The following is a 15,724-nucleotide window of genomic DNA, read 5'->3' as shown; positions in this document are numbered from 1 at the left end:
CGATCGCCGCCCATGACCGCCCCGCACGCTGGCCTCGACCCCCGGACCCCCGTCATCGTCGGCGTCGGGCAGGTCGACCTGTCGAACCAGGAGTCACCGCCGTCGGCCTCGGATCCGCTCGAGCTGATGGCCGAGGCGATCCGGCGGGCGGGCACCGACGCCGCCTGCGACCGGCTGGTCGCATCGATCGAGTCGATCCGCGTCGTCAGCATCCTCTCGGCCCGCCACCCGGACCCCGGGCGACTCGTCGCCGACCGCCTCGGGATCCACCCCGCCGACACCGCCCTCTCCCCCATGGGCGGCAACAGCCCCCAGAGCCTCGTCTCGTCGGCGGCGCTCGACATCGCCGCGGGACGGGCCGACACCGTCGTCGTCACCGGCGCCGAGCCGTGGCGCACCCGCCAGGCGGCGCGGCGGTCCGGCGTCGAGCTCGACTGGACGCCGGTCGACCCCGACCAGGCGCCGGCGCGCGCCACCGGCGACGACCTCGACATGAGCCACCCCGCCGAGCTCGCCCACGGGATCGCGATGCCGGTGCAGGTCTACCCGATCTTCGAGACCGCGCTCCGGTCGGCGGCCGGGCACGAGCCGGCCGAGCACCTCGATCGCATCGCCGCGCTGTGGGCCCGCTTCTCCGACGTGGCGGCCACGAACCCCTACGCCGCGGTCCGGCACCGGTTCACCGCGGCCGAGATCGCCACGCCGGGGCCCGACAACCGCTGGATCGGGTACCCGTACACGAAGTGGCTGGTGTCGAACGACCGGGTCGACCAGTCCGCCGCGGTCGTCCTCTGCTCGGTGGAGCGGGCCGAGTCGCTCGGCGTGCCCCGGGATCGCTGGGTCTTCCCGCTGGCGGGCACCGACACCGCCGAGGCGCTCGTCTCGCGCCGGCGCGACCTGCACCGCTCCCCCGCCATCCGCGTCGGGGGTCGCCGCTGCCTCGAGCTGGCGGGCGTCGACGTCGACGACGTCGCCCACCTCGACCTGTACTCCTGCTTCCCCTCTGCGGTGCAGATCGCCGCCGACGAGCTCGGCATCGGCCTCGACCGCCAGCTGACCGTCACCGGCGGCCTCACGTTCGCAGGGGGACCGTGGAACGACTACGTCACCCACTCCATCGCCGCGATGGTCGGCGTCCTGCGCGAGGACCCCGGCTCGCTCGGCCTGGTCACCGCCAACGGCGGGCTCATCTCGAAGCACGCGTTCGGGCTCTACTCGACGGAGCCGCCAGCAGGCGGCTTCCGCCACGACCGCCCGCAGGACGCGGTCGACGCCGAGCCGGGGCGCGACGCCGTCGTCGAGCACGAGGGCGAGGTCACCGTCGAGGCCTACACCGTGATGCACGGGCGCGACGGCGAGCCGACCCAGGCGATCGCGGCGTGCCTCCTGCCCGACGGCCGCCGCACCTGGGCCACGTCGTCCGACGCCGCGCTGATGGCGACGTTCGTCGACTCGGAGGCCTGCGGTCGCGCCGGCCGGGTGGCCGGCGGGACCCTCGCGCTGCGCTGACCGCTACCGGTTGAGGCGGGCGTTCAGGGTGGCGAACACCCGCTCCTTGGCCTTCGGCATCTCGTCGAGGAGCTGGTGGAACGACCTCGGGTCGAACGCCGCGAGGACCATCTCGGTCTCGGCGACGACGGTGGCGTTGCGGGGGGCGTGGTCGATGAGGGCCATCTCGCCGACCATCGAGCCCTCGCTGAGCGACGCGATGTGCTCGCCGCTGGCGTAGACGCCGGCGGTGCCCTCGACGATCACGTAGCAGACGTCACCGACGCGGCCCTGCTCGGTGAGCTCGGCACCGGGTGCGGCGTCGACCTCCCGGGCGAGCGCCGCGACGCGCTCGAGCTCGTCCTGGGTGAAGCCGTCGAAGAACGAGACCCCCGCGAGCCACTCTGCGTCCGCCTTCGCCTTCCGACCGAACATCTGCTGCCCCCGTGTGTCGACGCCGACCCTCGTGGCCGGCACCGTGCACTGTAGATCAGCGGCTCGTGCGGCCCACCAGCATCCGCGTGCGCCCGGTGAGGTCCGGCCGGGTCTCGGCGTGGACGAACCCCGCGTCCCATGCCGCGGCCACCGCGTCCTCCCCCTGGCCGGGTGCGAGCTCGACGACGAGGGCGCCCCCGGGCACGAGCCACCCGACGGCGGCGTGGACGATCTCGTCGATGGCCTCGAAGCCGGTCGGACCCGGCACGAGCGCCTCGCGGGGCTCCCAGTCGGCGACCTCCGGCGGCAGCGGATCGGCCGGCGCGACGTAGGGCGGGTTGGAGACGACGAGGCTGCACCGGCCGTGCAGCTCGGGCGGCAGCGGCTCGAACCAGCTGCCCTCGACGATGCGCACCCGGGTGGCCGCCCGACCGATCCCGGCGAGGTTGGCACGTGCGACCGCGGCGGCGTCGGCGCTGCGCTCGACCGCCCACACGTCGACGGTGTCGCGCTCGACGGCGATCGAGAGCGCGATCGCCCCGGACCCCGTGCCGAGGTCGACCACCTGCGGTCGCTCCCCCGGGCGTGCCGCGACGACGAGGTCGAGCTCGCGGAGGGCCTGCTCCACGACCTCCTCGGTCTCCGGGCGCGGGATGAGCACGCGGCGGTCGACGAAGAGGTCGAGCTCGCGGAAGCCCCACGCGCCGAGCACGTACTGGAGGGGCTCCCCGGCCTCCCGCCGCGCCACCATCAGGTCGAAGAAGCCCACGCCCCGCTCGGTGGCCGGGTCGTCGAGCACCAGCACCAGCTCGGCGCCGTGGGTCCCCGTCGCCCGCTCGACGATGCGGCGAGCGTCGACCTCCGGTGACGGCAGCCCGGCGGCGGCGAGGCGCCGCTCGGCCTCGGCGAGGAACACCCGCCAGGGGACGGTGCCGTCGGTCGGGTCAGCCATCCTCGGCGAGGCGGCGGGTCCGCTCCTCGGCGACGAGGGCGTCGATCACGTCCTCGAGCTCGCCGGCGAGCACCTTGTCGAGCTTGTAGAGCGTGAGGTTGATCCGGTGGTCCGTGAGCCGGTTCTCCTTGAAGTTGTACGTCCGGATCTTCTCGGACCGGCCTCCACCCCCGACCTGACCCCGGCGCTGGTCGGACAGCTCGGCGGCCTGGCGATCCTGCTCGAGCTTCAGCAGCCGGGACCGCAGCACCTGGAGCGCCTTGGCCCGGTTCTGGATCTGGCTCTTCTCGTCCTGCATCGACACGACGAGCCCCGTCGGCTTGTGCGTGATGCGCACCGCGGAGTCGGTGGTGTTCACCGACTGCCCGCCAGGGCCCGACGAGCGGTAGACGTCGACCTGCAGGTCGTTCGGGTCGATGTCGACCTCGACCTCGGCGGCCTCGGGCAGCACCGTGACGGTGGCCGACGAGGTGTGGATGCGCCCCTGGGACTCGGTGACCGGCACCCGCTGCACGCGGTGGACGCCGCCCTCGTGGTGCAGGCGGCTCCAGACGCCCTCGCCCCGCACGAGGAACGTGACCTCGTTGAACCCGCCCATGTCCGACGGGTCGGTGCCGAGGACCTCGCTCTTCCAACCCATCCGGCCGGCGTAGGCCTGGTACATCTCGAACAGGTCGCGGGCGAAGAGGTTGGCCTCCTCGCCGCCCTCGGCGCCACGGATCTCGACGATGACGTTCTTGTCGTCGTTCGGGTCCTTCGGCAGCATCAGCGCCCGCAGCTCCTCGGTGAGGCGCTCGATGTCCGCCTCGGTGGCCTCGACCTCGGCCCGCATCTCGTCGCGGTCGTCGCCGGCGGCGTCGCGCAGCATCTCGCGCGCCACGTCGAGGTCCTCGGTGAGCCCACGGAGCTGCCGGGAGCGGCTGACGATGGCATCGAGCTCGCGGTAGCGCTTGGCGACCTCGGAGTAGGTCGACTGGTCGGCGATGACCGCCGGGTCGGCGAGCCGCGCCTCGACGTCGTCGAACTCCCTCTCCAGCGACTCCAGTCGGTCGAGCACGTGTCGAATCTACCCGTGGTGCCCGACGGCCCCGGCGGGGCTCACGTGGGCCACGCGCCCTCGACCGTGACGACCTCGGCGGGCCGGGCGAGCAGCTCGGCGAGCTCGCGGGTGATGCGGTGCGCGTCCCGCGCCGGCACGGCGATGACGAGCTCGGCCTGGGGCGCGTGGCGGAGGCGGGCGTCGGCGGCGTCGGGCACCGCCTCGAGGTCGATCCCGGTGGTGCAGGCGACGACGAGCGGCGTGCCGTCGGATCGGGCGCCGAGGGCGACGGCGATGCCCGGGTCCCGGAGGCCGCCGCGCGGTCGGGCGGCGTCGACCGCACCGAGGGCGGCGGCGCCGACCAGCGCGGGCTCGTCGATGATCCGGCGCCGCAGCCAGCGCTCGCGCGCCAGCCGGTTGATCGGGTGGGGCTCGACGCCGGGACGGCGGTGCTCGCCCACGTCGGCGACGACCCGGGCCAGCGCCTCGGGCGGGGAGAGCTCGCCGTGGATCAGCGCGAAGGCCTCGCGGTCGAACCGGCCGACGCCGACCTCGAGGCGCGCCGGGCCGTCGGGCCCGTCGAGGACGACCCGCGCCACCTCGAGCCCCTGCACCTCGCCGATGACCTCGCCCTCCTCCACGACCACGTCGACACCGGCCTGCTCGAGCAGCAGCGTCGCTTCGGCCGTGAGCGGGCTCGGCACGCCGATCGGCTCGGGCGGATCGGGCTCGACCCGCCGGGGGGTCGTGCCGTCGAGCTCCCACACCATCGGCGGGGCGGCGAAGGTGGTGGCCCGCCGGGCCGTGGCGCCCAGGGGTTCGGGGCGATCGCCCGGGCCGACGAGGAGGTGCAGCTCGGTGGCGCCCTGGCGGTGCGCCCAGGCGACGGCCGCCCCGAGCGCGACGGGCTGGCCGTCCGCGGGCGCGACGACGGCACGGCCGTCGCGTGCGACAGCCGCGCCGGCCGGCCCGTGCTCGGACCAGTCCGCCGCCGGGACGTCCAGCCCGAGGTGGTCGCGCGCGACCGCCGCGGCACGGGCCGCGACGAGCGCGGCGCGCCGGTCGGGTGGGGTGCTCAGGACTCGCTGTCAGCAGCGGCCGCGGACTTCTTGCGGCGGCCGTAGCGGCGCTCGAAGCGGTCGATGCGGCCACCGGAGTCCACCAGCTTCTGCTTGCCGGTGTAGAAGGGGTGGCACTCGCTGCAGAGCTCGGACTTGAGCTCCGTGGCGGTCGAACGGGTGGTGAAGGTGGCACCGCACGAGCAGTGCACCTCGACTTCCTTGTACTCGGGGTGGATGTCGGCCTTCATCGGGTGTCTCCAGGTCGTGCGGGGGCGAAAGAGTCTGCCACGTGGTGCAACCACGGGCTATTCCGGATCCAGGGTGCCGGGATCAGGTCCCGGTCGCACCCTTCGCGACCTCGGCGAGGAACGCGTCGTTGCTCTTGAAGGTGCGCATGCGGTCGGTGAGCAGCTCGATGCTGGCGCCGGCCTGGCCCTCGGCCGCCATCCCGGAGAGGACGCGGCGGAGCTTCCACACCTGCTGGAGCTGCTTGTTGTCGAACAGGAGCTCCTCGTGGCGGGTGCTCGAGGCGTCGACGTCGATCGCCGGGAAGATCCGGCGCTCGGCGAGGCGGCGGTCGAGCTTCAGCTCCATGTTCCCGGTGCCCTTGAACTCCTCGAAGATCACCTCGTCCATCCGCGAGCCGGTCTCGACCAGGGCGGTGGCGAGGATGGTGAGCGAGCCGCCCTCCTCCAGGTTGCGGGCCGCACCGAAGATCTTCTTCGGGGGGTAGATCGCCCCGGCGTCGATGCCGCCGGACATGACCCTGCCGGTCTGCGGCGCGGCCTGGTTGTACGCCCGGGCCAGGCGGGTGATGCCGTCGAGGATGATGACGACGTCCTCGCCCGCCTCGACGAGGCGCTTGGCCCGCTCGATGGCCAGCTCGGCCACGTGGACGTGCTCCTCGGCCGGACGGTCGAACGTCGATGCCACGACCTCGGCGCTCGTGACCGACCGCCGCATGTCGGTGACCTCCTCGGGCCGCTCGTCGACGAGCAGGACCATGAGGTGGACGTCGGGGTCGTTGGCCTCGATCGACCGGGCGATCTGCTTCATGATCGTCGTCTTGCCGGCCTTGGGCGGCGAGACGATGAGGCCGCGCTGGCCCTTCCCGATCGGGGCGACGAGGTCGACGATGCGGGCGGTCATGTTGTACGGGTCGCCGGGCGCCTCGAGGCGGAGGCGCTCGTCGGGGTACAGCGGCGTGAGGTCCTCGAACCGGGGACGGGAGGTGGCGGCGTCCGGATCGACCCCGTTCACGGCGTCGATGCGCAGCAGCGCGGGGTTCTTCTCGTTGCGCGACGCCGGCCGGCTCGCGCCCTTGACCCAGTCTCCCTTGCGCAGCGAGAACTGGCGGGTCTGCTTCACCGAGACGTAGACGTCGTCCTTCGACGGGTGGATGCCGTTGACGCGCAGGAAGCCATAGCCCTCGTCGCGCAGGTCGAGGAGCCCCTCGACCTCGACCGGCTCGGCCTGGGCCACGTCGTCGGGCTGGTTCCGGTCACGATCGCGGCCCCGACGCCGCCGACGGCGGTTGCCGGGCTCGACGTCGTCGTCGCCCTGCTGGCCGCCCTGGTCCTGCTGCTGGCCCTTCTGCTGCTGGCCGCCCTGGTCCTGCTGCTGACCCTTCGGCTGCTGGCCCTGCTGCTGCTGGCCCTGCTGGGCCTTCTCGCCCTTCTGCTGCTGGTCCTTCTTCGGGCCCCGCTGCTCCTGCTGGCCGTTCTGCCGCGGGCGCTCGTCGCGCTCGCGCCGACCGGCGGCCGCCTCCTCGCCGCCCTCACCCTCGGACGCAGCCTCGGTGCCGCCCGTCGCCTCGCCGGCGTCCTCGGCCGCCGCCGACTCCGACTCCGACTCCGACGGCGACTCGGTCGCTGCGGCCTCCTCGGCCGGCGAGATCCCCGCCAGCTCGAAGATCATGTCGATGATGTCGGCCTTCTTCGTCCGCGAGCCGGGCTTGCCGCCCATCGCCTGGGCGATGGTCATGAGCTCGCTGCGGTCCTTGCGCTCGAGCGCCGAACGCTCCAGTGCCTGTGGCTGGTCGCTCACCAGCACCTCTTTCTGGGTGGATCGGAGTGGACGTCCCGCCGGACCGCCGCGGCGGCGTGGAGGACACGGGAGAGCACCGCTGCCCTGTCGGGCCTCACCCGCGGGAACGGGTGGAGCGACCCGACAGCCCTCGTGGAGGTGCCGGCAGGATGGTCGACCGGGTGGATGCCCTCCCGGCGACGACTCCTTCAGGCTACCGGTCGCCCGAAACCGGGCACAACAACCGCCGTCAGGCGGGCAGCACCTCGTCGGCGCCGAGGTCGAACGCCTGGCAGGCGTGGCGTTCGGCCATGGCGAGGAACATGGCGTCGCCCCGCTCGTCGGCCCGGACGATCATCGACGCGACCACCGCCATCTGGAACCCGCTGAGGGAGAACCAGCAGTAGTCCTCCCAGCACCGCTCCCAGTCGTAGCCCTCGACGCCGCGGCCGACGAGCAGGTCGTGGTACCGACGGACGAGCTGGCGCTCGTGGGTCCGCCGGTCCTCGGGCAGGAGCCCGGCCCCGAGGAAGTAGGCGAGGTCGTCGGTGCCGATGCCGATGGCGACGGTCTGCCAGTCGACGGTGGTGACGACGGGCCGGCTGCCGTCGACGCCGAAGAGCAGGTTGTCGAGGCGGAAGTCCCCGTGGACGACGGTGTGCGGCCCGTCGACCCGGCGCCGCGACCACGTCGCGAGGCCGTGGCCGAACCGCTCCCCCAGCCGGCGCGCCTCGTCGCTCAGCCGGTCGCCGTAGCGCTCGCAGAAGCCGGGCCACAGCGCTCCGTAGAAGCCCTGGATCGCCTCCCCGTTCTCGGGCTGGGGCCGGGCGAGCCAGCCGATGTCGTCGAGGCGCGGGTCGTCCCACATCGGCGCGTGGAGCGCGGCGAGCTCCTCGACGACGACCTCGGCCTGCGCGGTCGAGCAGCCGCGGATCTGGTCGCCCTGCTCCGCCGGCGCGAGGTCGTCGAAGAGCAGGGTGGCGAGGTGCGCCTCCTCGTCGTGCTGCACCAGGTGGCAGCGCGGCAGCCGGATCTCGACGGCACCGGCCAGGCTCTCGTAGAAGCGGGCCTCCTTGTCGTAGGTGCCGATGGCGACCCCGGTGGCCCTGCTGGTCTCGTCGGGCGACGGGAACTTGGCGACCACGGTCGGCGGCGCCCCGTCCTCCTCGCGGTCGTAGCGCAACGTGAACCGCACGTTGTGCCCCACCTGACCCGTGCCGATCGGCTCGGCGTCGTAGTCCACCACCTCGGCCTCGGCGAGCGTTCCCGAGCCACGCAGCGCTGCGGTGAACCATGCGGCGTCGACGTCCTCGGGACCGCAGGCGAGGCCCCCCACGGCCTTGGTCCCCATGGCCGTTGACGCTACATCCAGTTCGGTCGACGCGCCGGGTGCCCACCGATCTACGGTCCGACGATGCTCAACCCGCTCGACGACCTCCCGGTCCACCAGACGCCCGAGCCGATCGCCCACTACGGCTCACCGTCGAGGAACGCCTACGACCGGTACTTCTTCAACGGCTACACGCCCGACGGCGAGCTGTTCTTCGCCGCGGCGATGGGCCTGTACCCGAACCGCAAGGTGCTCGACGCCGCGTTCTCCGTCGTCCACGACGGGGTGCAGCGCTCCATCCGCACCTCGGGCCGCGCCCCCCTCGACCGCCGCGACACCTCGATGGGTCCGATCCGCGTCGAGGTCGTCGACCCCATGCGCCAGCTCCGCGTCCTCGTCGACGACGCCGACCGGGGCTTCCACGTCGACGCCACGTTCACCGCCCGCACGGTCGCGGTCGAGGAGCCCCGCTTCACGTTCCGGTCCGGCACCCTCGTCACGTTCGACTACACGCGCCTCGCCCAGTGGGGCACGTGGACGGGCACGATCGAGGTCGACGGGCGGTCCTGGACGCTCGACGAGATGGCGGTGCGCGGCTGCCGCGACCGCTCGTGGGGGATCCGGCCCGTCGGCGAGCGCGAGTCCGGCGGCGCGCCGGGCGGGCTCCCCCAGTTCTTCTGGCTGTGGGCGCCCATCAACTTCGACGACGTGTGCACGCACTTCGACACCAACGAGCTCTCCGACGGCCGACCGTGGCACCAGTCCGGCGCGATCGTGCCGGTGCTCGACAGCCCCGACGCGCCGGTGATCGACCCCGGCGACGTGGCCGAGCCGATGCGGGACGTCGACTGGTCGATCGACTGGCAGCCCGGCACCCGGCGGGCCCGGGGCGCCACGCTGGACCTGCACCCGTGGCGGGGCGGTTCCGAGCGCATCGAGCTCGAGCCGCTCGTCACGTTCCAGATGCTCGGGCTCGGCTACCTGCACCCCGAGTGGAACCACGGCGCCTGGCACGGCGAGCTCGACGTCGCCGACGACACGCTCGTCCTCGCCGATCTCGACCCGATGGACCACGCGCACCTGCACGTGCAGCAGCTGGTGCGGGCCCGCTGGGGCGACCGGGTCGGCACCGGCGTGCTCGAGCAGCTCGTGATCGGGCCGCACGAGCCGTCGGGCTTCACCGACCTGCTCGATCCCGCCCGCTAGGGGCCGTCTCGTGTCAGTTCGGTCCGCTGTCCGGACCGGATCGACACGAGACCTCGTCAGATCGCGATCTCTTCGTCGATGGCGTCGGCGGTGACGATCGTGCGCGCGGCGCGATCGTGGAGGCCCCGGTGGAGCGGGCCGCTCATGACGGGCAGGACGGCGATCCAGAACCACACCACCTCGAGCCCCTCCAGGGCGGGCACGAGGAGCGCGACGAACGCGCCGCCGGCGAGCACCATCCACCGCAGCACCGCTTGCAGGGGGATCGGCGCGGCACCGGTGCGGGCGTCGACCACGCGGGTGCCGAACAGCGCCTTGCCCACCGTGCGCCCGGCGACGCTGACGGCGACAACCTCGTAGAGGCTGACCGCTGCGACCGCCAGGGCCCGCCCGCCTCTTCCCCCGACCGCCCAGGTCAGGAGCAGCACTGGGCCGGCCACGACGATGCCGTCGACCAACCGGGCGAGCAGACGCTGCCCGAAGACGGGTTCGAGGAACCCCGGTGGTGCGCCCGCGGGTTCGGCGCTCACCGTCAGGCGCGGGTGAGCTCGGCGACGTAGGCCTCGACCGCGGCGAGGTCGTTCGGGAGCTCGTCGACTCGCTCGGGGCGCACGTCGAGGTCGGCGAGGTGCGGCGGCAGCTCGGGCCGCACGCCCATGGCCGCCTCGACGGCGTCGGGGAACTTGGCCGGGTGGGCAGTGCCGAGCACGACCATCGGGATGCCCTGCTCCCGACCCGCGGCCCGCGACGCCGCGACACCGACGGCGGTGTGCGGGTCGATCACGAGCCCGGTCTCGTCGTAGGTGCGCCGGATCTCCGCCGTGGTCTCGTCGTCGTCGACGCGGAACCCGGAGAAGCTCTCGGACACCGCGTCGAGCAGCTCGCTCGGGAAGGTCACCGTCCCCTCGCCGCGGAAGCGGGCCATCAGCTCGGCGATCTGCGCGCCGTCGTGGCCGACCAGCTCGAACAGCAGCCGCTCCAGGTTGCTCGACACCTGGATGTCCATGGCCGGGCTCAGCGTGGCGTGGACCTCGCTGATCGACATGGTGCCGGTGGCGAGGAAGCGGGTGAGGATGTCGTTGCGGTTGGAGCCGATCACGAACCGGCGGATCGGCACGCCCATCCGCATGGCGCCGTAGCCGCTGAACACGTTGCCGAAGTTGCCGGTGGGCACCGCGAACGACACCGGTCCGCCGAGGCGGCGCTGCGAGGTGACGTAGTAGACCGTCTGCGCCATCACCCGGGCGAAGTTGATCGAGTTCACCGCCGAGAGCCGCTGGCGCTCCCGGAACGGCACGTCGGCGAACATCGCCTTCACCAGATCCTGGCAGTCGTCGAACGTGCCGTCGATGGCGACGTTGCGGATGTTCGGCGCGTCGACCGTCGTCATCAGCTTGCGCTGGACGTCGGACACCCGGCCCTTCGGGTGGAGGATCACGACGTCGATCGCCTCGCGGTCGCGCAGGGCCTCGATGGCGGCCGACCCGGTGTCACCGGACGTGGCGCCGACGATCGTCACCCGCTCGCCGCGACGGGCCAGCTCGTGGTCGAACAGCCGACCGACCAGCTGCAGCGCGACGTCCTTGAACGCCAGTGTGGGGCCGTGGAAGAGCTCGAGCAGCCACGTGTCGTCGTCCAGCTGCACGAGCGGCGCGACGTCGGGGTGGTCGAAGCCGGCGTAGGCGTCGTCGACCATCGACGCGAAGTCGTCGCGCTCGATCGAGCCCTCGACGAACGGGAACATCACGTCCACCGCGACGTCGACGTAGGAGGTCGCTCCCTCGCGCACCGCGAGGCGCGGCCAGGACTCGGGCACGTACAGCCCGCCGTCGGCCGCGAGCCCCGTGAGCAGCACGTCGGAGAACCCGAGGGGCGGGGCCGTGCCCCGCGTCGACACGTAGCGCAGGGCCATCAGCTGTCGTCCCCGCCCACGACCCGCAGCACCGACCCGACGCGGTCGACGACCTCCAGGTCGCGGACAGCGGCGAGCGTGGACTGCACCGCGGACTCGACGGCGCCGTGGGTGATGAACACGAGGCGGGCCTCGGCGCCCATGCCCTCCTGCTCCATCGCCCGGATCGACACGCCGTGGTCCCCGAACACCCCGGCCACCGTGGCGAGGGCGCCGGGTCGGTCGGCGAGATCCATGTTGATGTAGTACTCCGAGCGCAGGTCGTCGATCGGGCGGATCGTCGCCTCCGACAGGCGGGAGAGCCGCGAAGCTCGGCCGTTGGTGAGGTTCAGCGCGGCGTCGATCACGTCGCCGAGCACCGCCGACGCCGTGGGGTCGCCGCCGGCCCCGCGCCCGTAGAACATCAGGTCGCCGACGGCCGCGCCCTCGACGAACACGGCGTTGAACGACTCGCGCACCGCCGCCAGAGGGTGGTGCTCGGGAACCATCGCAGGATGGACGCGGACGGCCACCTCGGCGCCGTCCGGCGTGTCGAACCGCTCGGCGATGGCGAGCAGCTTCACGACGTAGCCGAGTCGGGCGGCGAAGGAGAGGTCACCCGGGGTGAGCTCGGCGATGCCCTCGCGGTAGACGTCGCCGGCGACGACCTGCACGCCGAACGCGATGGAGGCGATGATCGCGGCCTTGGCGCTGGCGTCGAAGCCCTCGACGTCGGCGGTGGGGTCCCGCTCGGCGTAGCCGAGCTCCTGCGCCTCGGCCAGGGCCTCCCCGAAGCTCACGTGCTCCTCGGCCATGCGGGACAGCACGTAGTTGGTGGTGCCGTTGACGATGCCGACCACGCGCCGGATGTCCTCACCGGCGAGCGACTCGCGGAGCGGCCGGATCAGCGGGATGCCCCCGGCGACGGCCGCCTCGAACAGGATGTCGACACCCGCATCGCCTGCCGCCTCGTAGATCTCGGCGCCGAGGTTGGCGAGGAGCTCCTTGTTGGCGCTGATGACCGGCTTGCCGGCCTTGAGCGCCGAGAGGGTCAGGTGGCGGGCCGGCTCGATGCCGCCGATCACCTCGACCACCAGGTCGATGTCGGGATCGTGGACGACCGCATCGGCGTCGTGCGTGAGCACGGCCTCGTCGAGGTCGACCGCTCTCTCCCGCGAGAGGTTCCGCACGGCGACGCGCGTGATCTGGAGGTCGATCTGGTGGCGGTTGGCGATCTCGTCGTGGCGCCGCTCGACGAGCTGGACGAACGCCGCTCCGACGTTGCCGCAGCCGAGGAGACCGATGCGCACCGGTGTCGTGGTCATCCGGGCAACGCTACCTACACGTCGAGACGCAGCAGGTCGTCGTAGGTCTCGCGACGGACGACGAGCCGGGCGTCGCCGTCGCGGACGAACACGACGGGCGGGCGCAGGACCTTGTTGTAGTTGGAGCCCATCGAGTGCCCGTAGGCGCCGGTGACCGGCGTGGCGAGCAGGTCGCCGACCGCGAGGTCGTCGGGGACGTAGCCCTCCCGCACGAGCACGTCGCCCGACTCGCAGTGCTTGCCGACGAGGCGGATCTCGCGCGGACGGTCGGCGGCGACGGCACGCGGCAGGAACGTCTCGTAGCCGCTGCCGTAGAGCACCGGCCGGGGGTTGTCGCTCATGCCGCCGTCGACCGACACGTACGTGCGGATGCCGGGCAGGTCCTTGATCGTGCCGACGGTGTAGACGGTGACCGCGGCGGCGGCGGCGATCGAGCGGCCGGGCTCGGCCGACACCTGGGCGGTGATGCCGGCGTCGCGGCACGCCTGGTTCATGACCGCCCCCCACTGCGTGATCGTCGCCGACTCCTCGCCCTCGACGTAGGCGACGCCGAGGCCGCCACCGATCGAGAACTCGGGGAGCCCGAGGTCGTTCACCAGGGGTGCGAGCGTCTGGACCGCCTTGCGGAACGAGTCGACGACGAAGACCTGGCTGCCGATGTGCACGTGGATGCCGACGAGGTGCATGGCCGTCGATCGGTGGGCCCGGTCGAGCGCCGTCCGGGCCGCCCCCGACGCCAGGCCGAAGCCGAACTTCGAGTCGTCCTGACCCGTCTTCACGAACTCGTGGGTGTGGGCCTCGATGCCGGGCGTGATCCGCAGCAGCACCGATGGCACGGGGAGGCCCCCCGCCACCAGCGCCTCGATGCGGTCCATCTCGTCGAACGAGTCGACGACGATGCGACCCACGCCCTCGGCGAGCGCCATCTCGAGCTCGAGGTTCGACTTGTTGTTGCCGTGCATCACCAGGCGGTCGGCCGGGACGCCGGCGGCCAGGGCCACCCGCATCTCGCCGCCCGTGGCGACGTCGATGCACATCCCCTCCTCGTGCACGAGCGCCGCCATCGCCGTGCAGAGGAACGCCTTGGAGGCGTAGGCCACGCCCGGCCCGAACGCGGCGACCGCCTCGCGGGCACGGTCGCGCAGGTGGACCTCGTCGTAGACGAAGAACGGGGTGCCGAACTCGCTCGCCAGGTCGTCGACGCGGCACCCGCCGATGACGAGCGAGCCGTCGGCGGCGATGGTCGAGTGGTCCGGCAGCAGCTGGAGCGGCACCGGGCCCCGGGCGTGCTGGCCGGGCGTGGCCGCCCCCGGACCGCTGGGCGCGGGCGGCTGCGGCGTCGTGGTCACATCGACTCCGGTGCCGAGACGCCGAGCAGATCGAGGCCGATCTCGAGCCCCACTCCTGCGGCCTCGACCAGCCACAGCCGGGCCTGGGTGAGCTCGGGCGGGACGTCGTCGCCCATCACGTAGCAGTCGTGGTAGAAGCCGTGGAACCGCCCGGCCAGCTCGCGGACCCACACCGTGATGCGGTGCGGCGCCCGGTCGACGCACGCCGACGCCAGCGTCTCGGGCAGCTCGAAGAGGGTGCGCAGCACGTCGAGCTCGCGTTCGTGGGTGAGCAGCGACAGGTCGACCTCGTCGACCGGGCGGCGGGCCACCTCACGCTCCTCGGCCACCTTGCGGATCGAGCAGATGCGGGCGTGCGCGTACTGCACGTAGAAGACCGGGTTCTCCATCGTCTGGCTGCGCACCTGATCGAGGTCGACCGTGGTGGGCTGATCGATCGAGCTCGTGAGGCTGAGGAAGCGGGTGGCGTCGGGGCCGATGTCGGCGATGAGGTCGGAGAAGTCGATGGCGTTGCCGAGGCGCTTGCCGATGCGCCCGCTCGCGAGCGAGATCATCTGACCGAGGCGCACCTCGAGGCGCTCGGGATCGATGCCGAGTGCCGCCACGCCGGCCTTCAGGCTGGCGACCTGCCCGTGGTGGTCGGCGCCCCACACGTTGATGACGTGGTCGAAGTTGCGCACGAGGAACTTGTTGCGGTGATAGGCGATGTCGCCGGCCAGGTACGTGTAGTCACCGCCCTCGGCGTCGGACTTCTTGAGGACCCGCTCACCGCGGGGGTCGCCGTGGTCGCCCGTGTTGAGCCACAGTGCTCCGTCCTTCTCGAACACGAGGCCGCTCGACCGCAACTGGGCGAGCGTCTCGTCGAGCGCCGGCGACTCCTCGATGGAGGCCTGGCTGAACCACTCGTCGAACACGATGCCGACCGACTCGAGGGTCTCGCGGATGTTCACGAGGATGCGCTCCGCGGCGAACCGCCCGGCCTCGGTCGGGTCGTCGGGGCCGTCGAACTCGGCGGCGAGGTGGGCGACGTACTCGCCCGGGTAGCCGCCCTCGGGCACGTCCTCGCCGCGCCGCCGGGCCAGCACGCTCTCGCCCAGGCGGCGGATCTGCCCGCCGGTGTCGTTGACGTAGTACTCCCGGGACACCTCGTAGCCGCAGCGGGCCATCACCCGGGCGAGGGCATCGCCGTACGCGCACCACCAGCCGTTGCCCACGTGGAGCGGCCCGGTCGGGTTGGCGCTCACGAACTCCAGCTGCACCGACTCGCCGTCGCCGAGGTGCGGCCGGGCAAATCCGTCGGTGCCGGCGTCGACCACGTCGACGAGCACGTCGTGCAGCCAGCTGTCGTGCAGGCGGAAGTTGACGAACCCCGGACCGGCGATCTCGACGCTGCGCACGTGGCGCGGCAGCTCGGCGTTCAGGATCTCGGCGATGCGTCCGGCCAGCTCACGAGGGTTCCAGCCGGCCCGCTTGCCGGTGGCGAGGGCCACGTTGGACGACCAGTCGCCGTGCTCGCGGCGGGCCGGTCGCTCGAGGTGGATCTGCTCGGGGAGCGGCTCGATCTCGAGGGTCCGCAGCGTGGTGCGGAGGGCGGCGGCCAGGTCGTCGCGGATCAACGGTGCG

At 72.7% G+C, this 15,724-nt stretch carries 14 protein-coding genes; 2 read left to right on the top strand and 12 right to left on the bottom strand.

What is annotated here, in order from left to right:
• The first annotated feature begins 12 nt into the window (after positions 1–12).
• Complete coding sequence (locus GH723_RS05430) at positions 13–1,509, top strand: acetyl-CoA acetyltransferase (RefSeq protein WP_153758697.1); 1,497 nt, start codon at positions 13–15, stop codon at positions 1,507–1,509.
• Positions 1,510–1,512: 3 nt separating this feature from the next.
• On the opposite strand, the gene GH723_RS05425 is transcribed toward GH723_RS05430, so the two are convergent.
• The 7 genes from GH723_RS05425 to GH723_RS05395 form a co-directional block, all read right to left on the bottom strand.
• Entirely contained in the window at positions 1,513–1,965 is a 453-nt protein-coding gene (locus GH723_RS05425; protein ID WP_153758696.1) for a Crp/Fnr family transcriptional regulator, read from the bottom strand.
• A 13-nt stretch (positions 1,966–1,978) separates the two neighbouring features.
• The gene (gene prmC, locus GH723_RS05420; protein WP_153758695.1) at positions 1,979–2,875 is read right to left on the bottom strand and encodes a peptide chain release factor N(5)-glutamine methyltransferase; all 897 of its coding nucleotides are present in this window, start codon (positions 2,873–2,875) and stop codon (positions 1,979–1,981) included.
• Positions 2,868–3,932 (bottom strand): peptide chain release factor 1, encoded by a 1,065-nt coding sequence (gene prfA / locus GH723_RS05415; RefSeq protein ID WP_153758694.1) that lies wholly within the window; start codon positions 3,930–3,932, stop codon positions 2,868–2,870. Before prfA ends, prmC begins: the two co-directional genes overlap by 8 nt.
• A gap of 41 nt (positions 3,933–3,973) precedes the next feature.
• On the bottom strand, positions 3,974–4,684 hold the full coding sequence (locus GH723_RS05410) for a hypothetical protein (protein ID WP_153758693.1): 711 nt from the start codon (positions 4,682–4,684) through the stop codon (positions 3,974–3,976).
• Between the two features lie 305 nt (positions 4,685–4,989).
• The gene (rpmE, locus tag GH723_RS05405; RefSeq protein WP_153758692.1) at positions 4,990–5,223 is read right to left on the bottom strand and encodes a 50S ribosomal protein L31; all 234 of its coding nucleotides are present in this window, start codon (positions 5,221–5,223) and stop codon (positions 4,990–4,992) included.
• Between the two features lie 82 nt (positions 5,224–5,305).
• Positions 5,306–7,021, bottom strand: coding sequence for a transcription termination factor Rho (gene rho, locus GH723_RS05400; RefSeq protein ID WP_229023088.1), 1,716 nt, complete (start codon positions 7,019–7,021; stop codon positions 5,306–5,308).
• 229 nt (positions 7,022–7,250) lie between these two features.
• Positions 7,251–8,351 carry a phosphotransferase family protein gene (locus GH723_RS05395; protein WP_153758691.1) on the bottom strand — a complete coding sequence of 367 codons (1,101 nt, stop codon included), beginning with the start codon at positions 8,349–8,351 and terminating at the stop codon, positions 7,251–7,253.
• Between the two features lie 63 nt (positions 8,352–8,414).
• Here GH723_RS05395 and GH723_RS05390 point away from each other — a divergent pair, with 63 nt between their 5' ends.
• Entirely contained in the window at positions 8,415–9,536 is a 1,122-nt protein-coding gene (locus GH723_RS05390) for a hypothetical protein (RefSeq protein WP_153758690.1), read from the top strand.
• 56 nt (positions 9,537–9,592) lie between these two features.
• Here the strand turns inward: GH723_RS05390 and GH723_RS05385 are convergent, their stop codons facing one another.
• Genes GH723_RS05385 through argS form a run of 5 tightly spaced genes read right to left on the bottom strand, consistent with a single transcriptional unit; the run spans position 9,593 to position 15,717 of the window.
• Positions 9,593–10,066 (bottom strand): RDD family protein, encoded by a 474-nt coding sequence (locus GH723_RS05385; protein ID WP_195210555.1) that lies wholly within the window; start codon positions 10,064–10,066, stop codon positions 9,593–9,595.
• A gap of 2 nt (positions 10,067–10,068) precedes the next feature.
• Positions 10,069–11,442, bottom strand: coding sequence for a threonine synthase (gene thrC, locus GH723_RS05380; protein WP_153761086.1), 1,374 nt, complete (start codon positions 11,440–11,442; stop codon positions 10,069–10,071).
• Between the two features lie 5 nt (positions 11,443–11,447).
• Positions 11,448–12,752, bottom strand: a complete 1,305-nt coding sequence (locus GH723_RS05375) for a homoserine dehydrogenase (protein WP_153758688.1) — start codon at positions 12,750–12,752, stop codon at positions 11,448–11,450.
• A 14-nt stretch (positions 12,753–12,766) separates the two neighbouring features.
• Complete coding sequence (gene lysA, locus GH723_RS05370) at positions 12,767–14,101, bottom strand: diaminopimelate decarboxylase (RefSeq protein WP_229023085.1); 1,335 nt, start codon at positions 14,099–14,101, stop codon at positions 12,767–12,769.
• Positions 14,098–15,717, bottom strand: a complete 1,620-nt coding sequence (argS, locus tag GH723_RS05365; protein ID WP_195210554.1) for an arginine--tRNA ligase — start codon at positions 15,715–15,717, stop codon at positions 14,098–14,100. Before argS ends, lysA begins: the two co-directional genes overlap by 4 nt.
• Between the last annotated feature and the right edge of the window lie 7 nt (positions 15,718–15,724).

It is taken from the genome of Actinomarinicola tropica (assembly GCF_009650215.1).
In the GTDB taxonomy this organism is placed as follows: domain Bacteria; phylum Actinomycetota; class Acidimicrobiia; order Acidimicrobiales; family SKKL01; genus Actinomarinicola; species Actinomarinicola tropica.
This window is presented reverse-complemented; position numbering and strand designations above follow the sequence as displayed.

Bases quoted from the DNA above. Each gene is read 5' to 3' on its own strand.
- GH723_RS05430 (WP_153758697.1), top strand. From the start codon at position 13: ATGACCGCCCCGCACGCTGGCCTCGACCCCCGGACCCCCGTCATCGTC.
- prmC (WP_153758695.1), bottom strand. From the start codon at position 2,875: ATGGCTGACCCGACCGACGGCACCGTCCCCTGGCGGGTGTTCCTCGCC.
- GH723_RS05410 (WP_153758693.1), bottom strand. From the start codon at position 4,684: ATGGTGTGGGAGCTCGACGGCACGACCCCCCGGCGGGTCGAGCCCGAT.
- rpmE (WP_153758692.1), bottom strand. From the start codon at position 5,223: ATGAAGGCCGACATCCACCCCGAGTACAAGGAAGTCGAGGTGCACTGC.
- GH723_RS05395 (WP_153758691.1), bottom strand. From the start codon at position 8,351: ATGGGGACCAAGGCCGTGGGGGGCCTCGCCTGCGGTCCCGAGGACGTC.
- GH723_RS05390 (WP_153758690.1), top strand. From the start codon at position 8,415: ATGCTCAACCCGCTCGACGACCTCCCGGTCCACCAGACGCCCGAGCCG.
- GH723_RS05375 (WP_153758688.1), bottom strand. From the start codon at position 12,752: ATGACCACGACACCGGTGCGCATCGGTCTCCTCGGCTGCGGCAACGTC.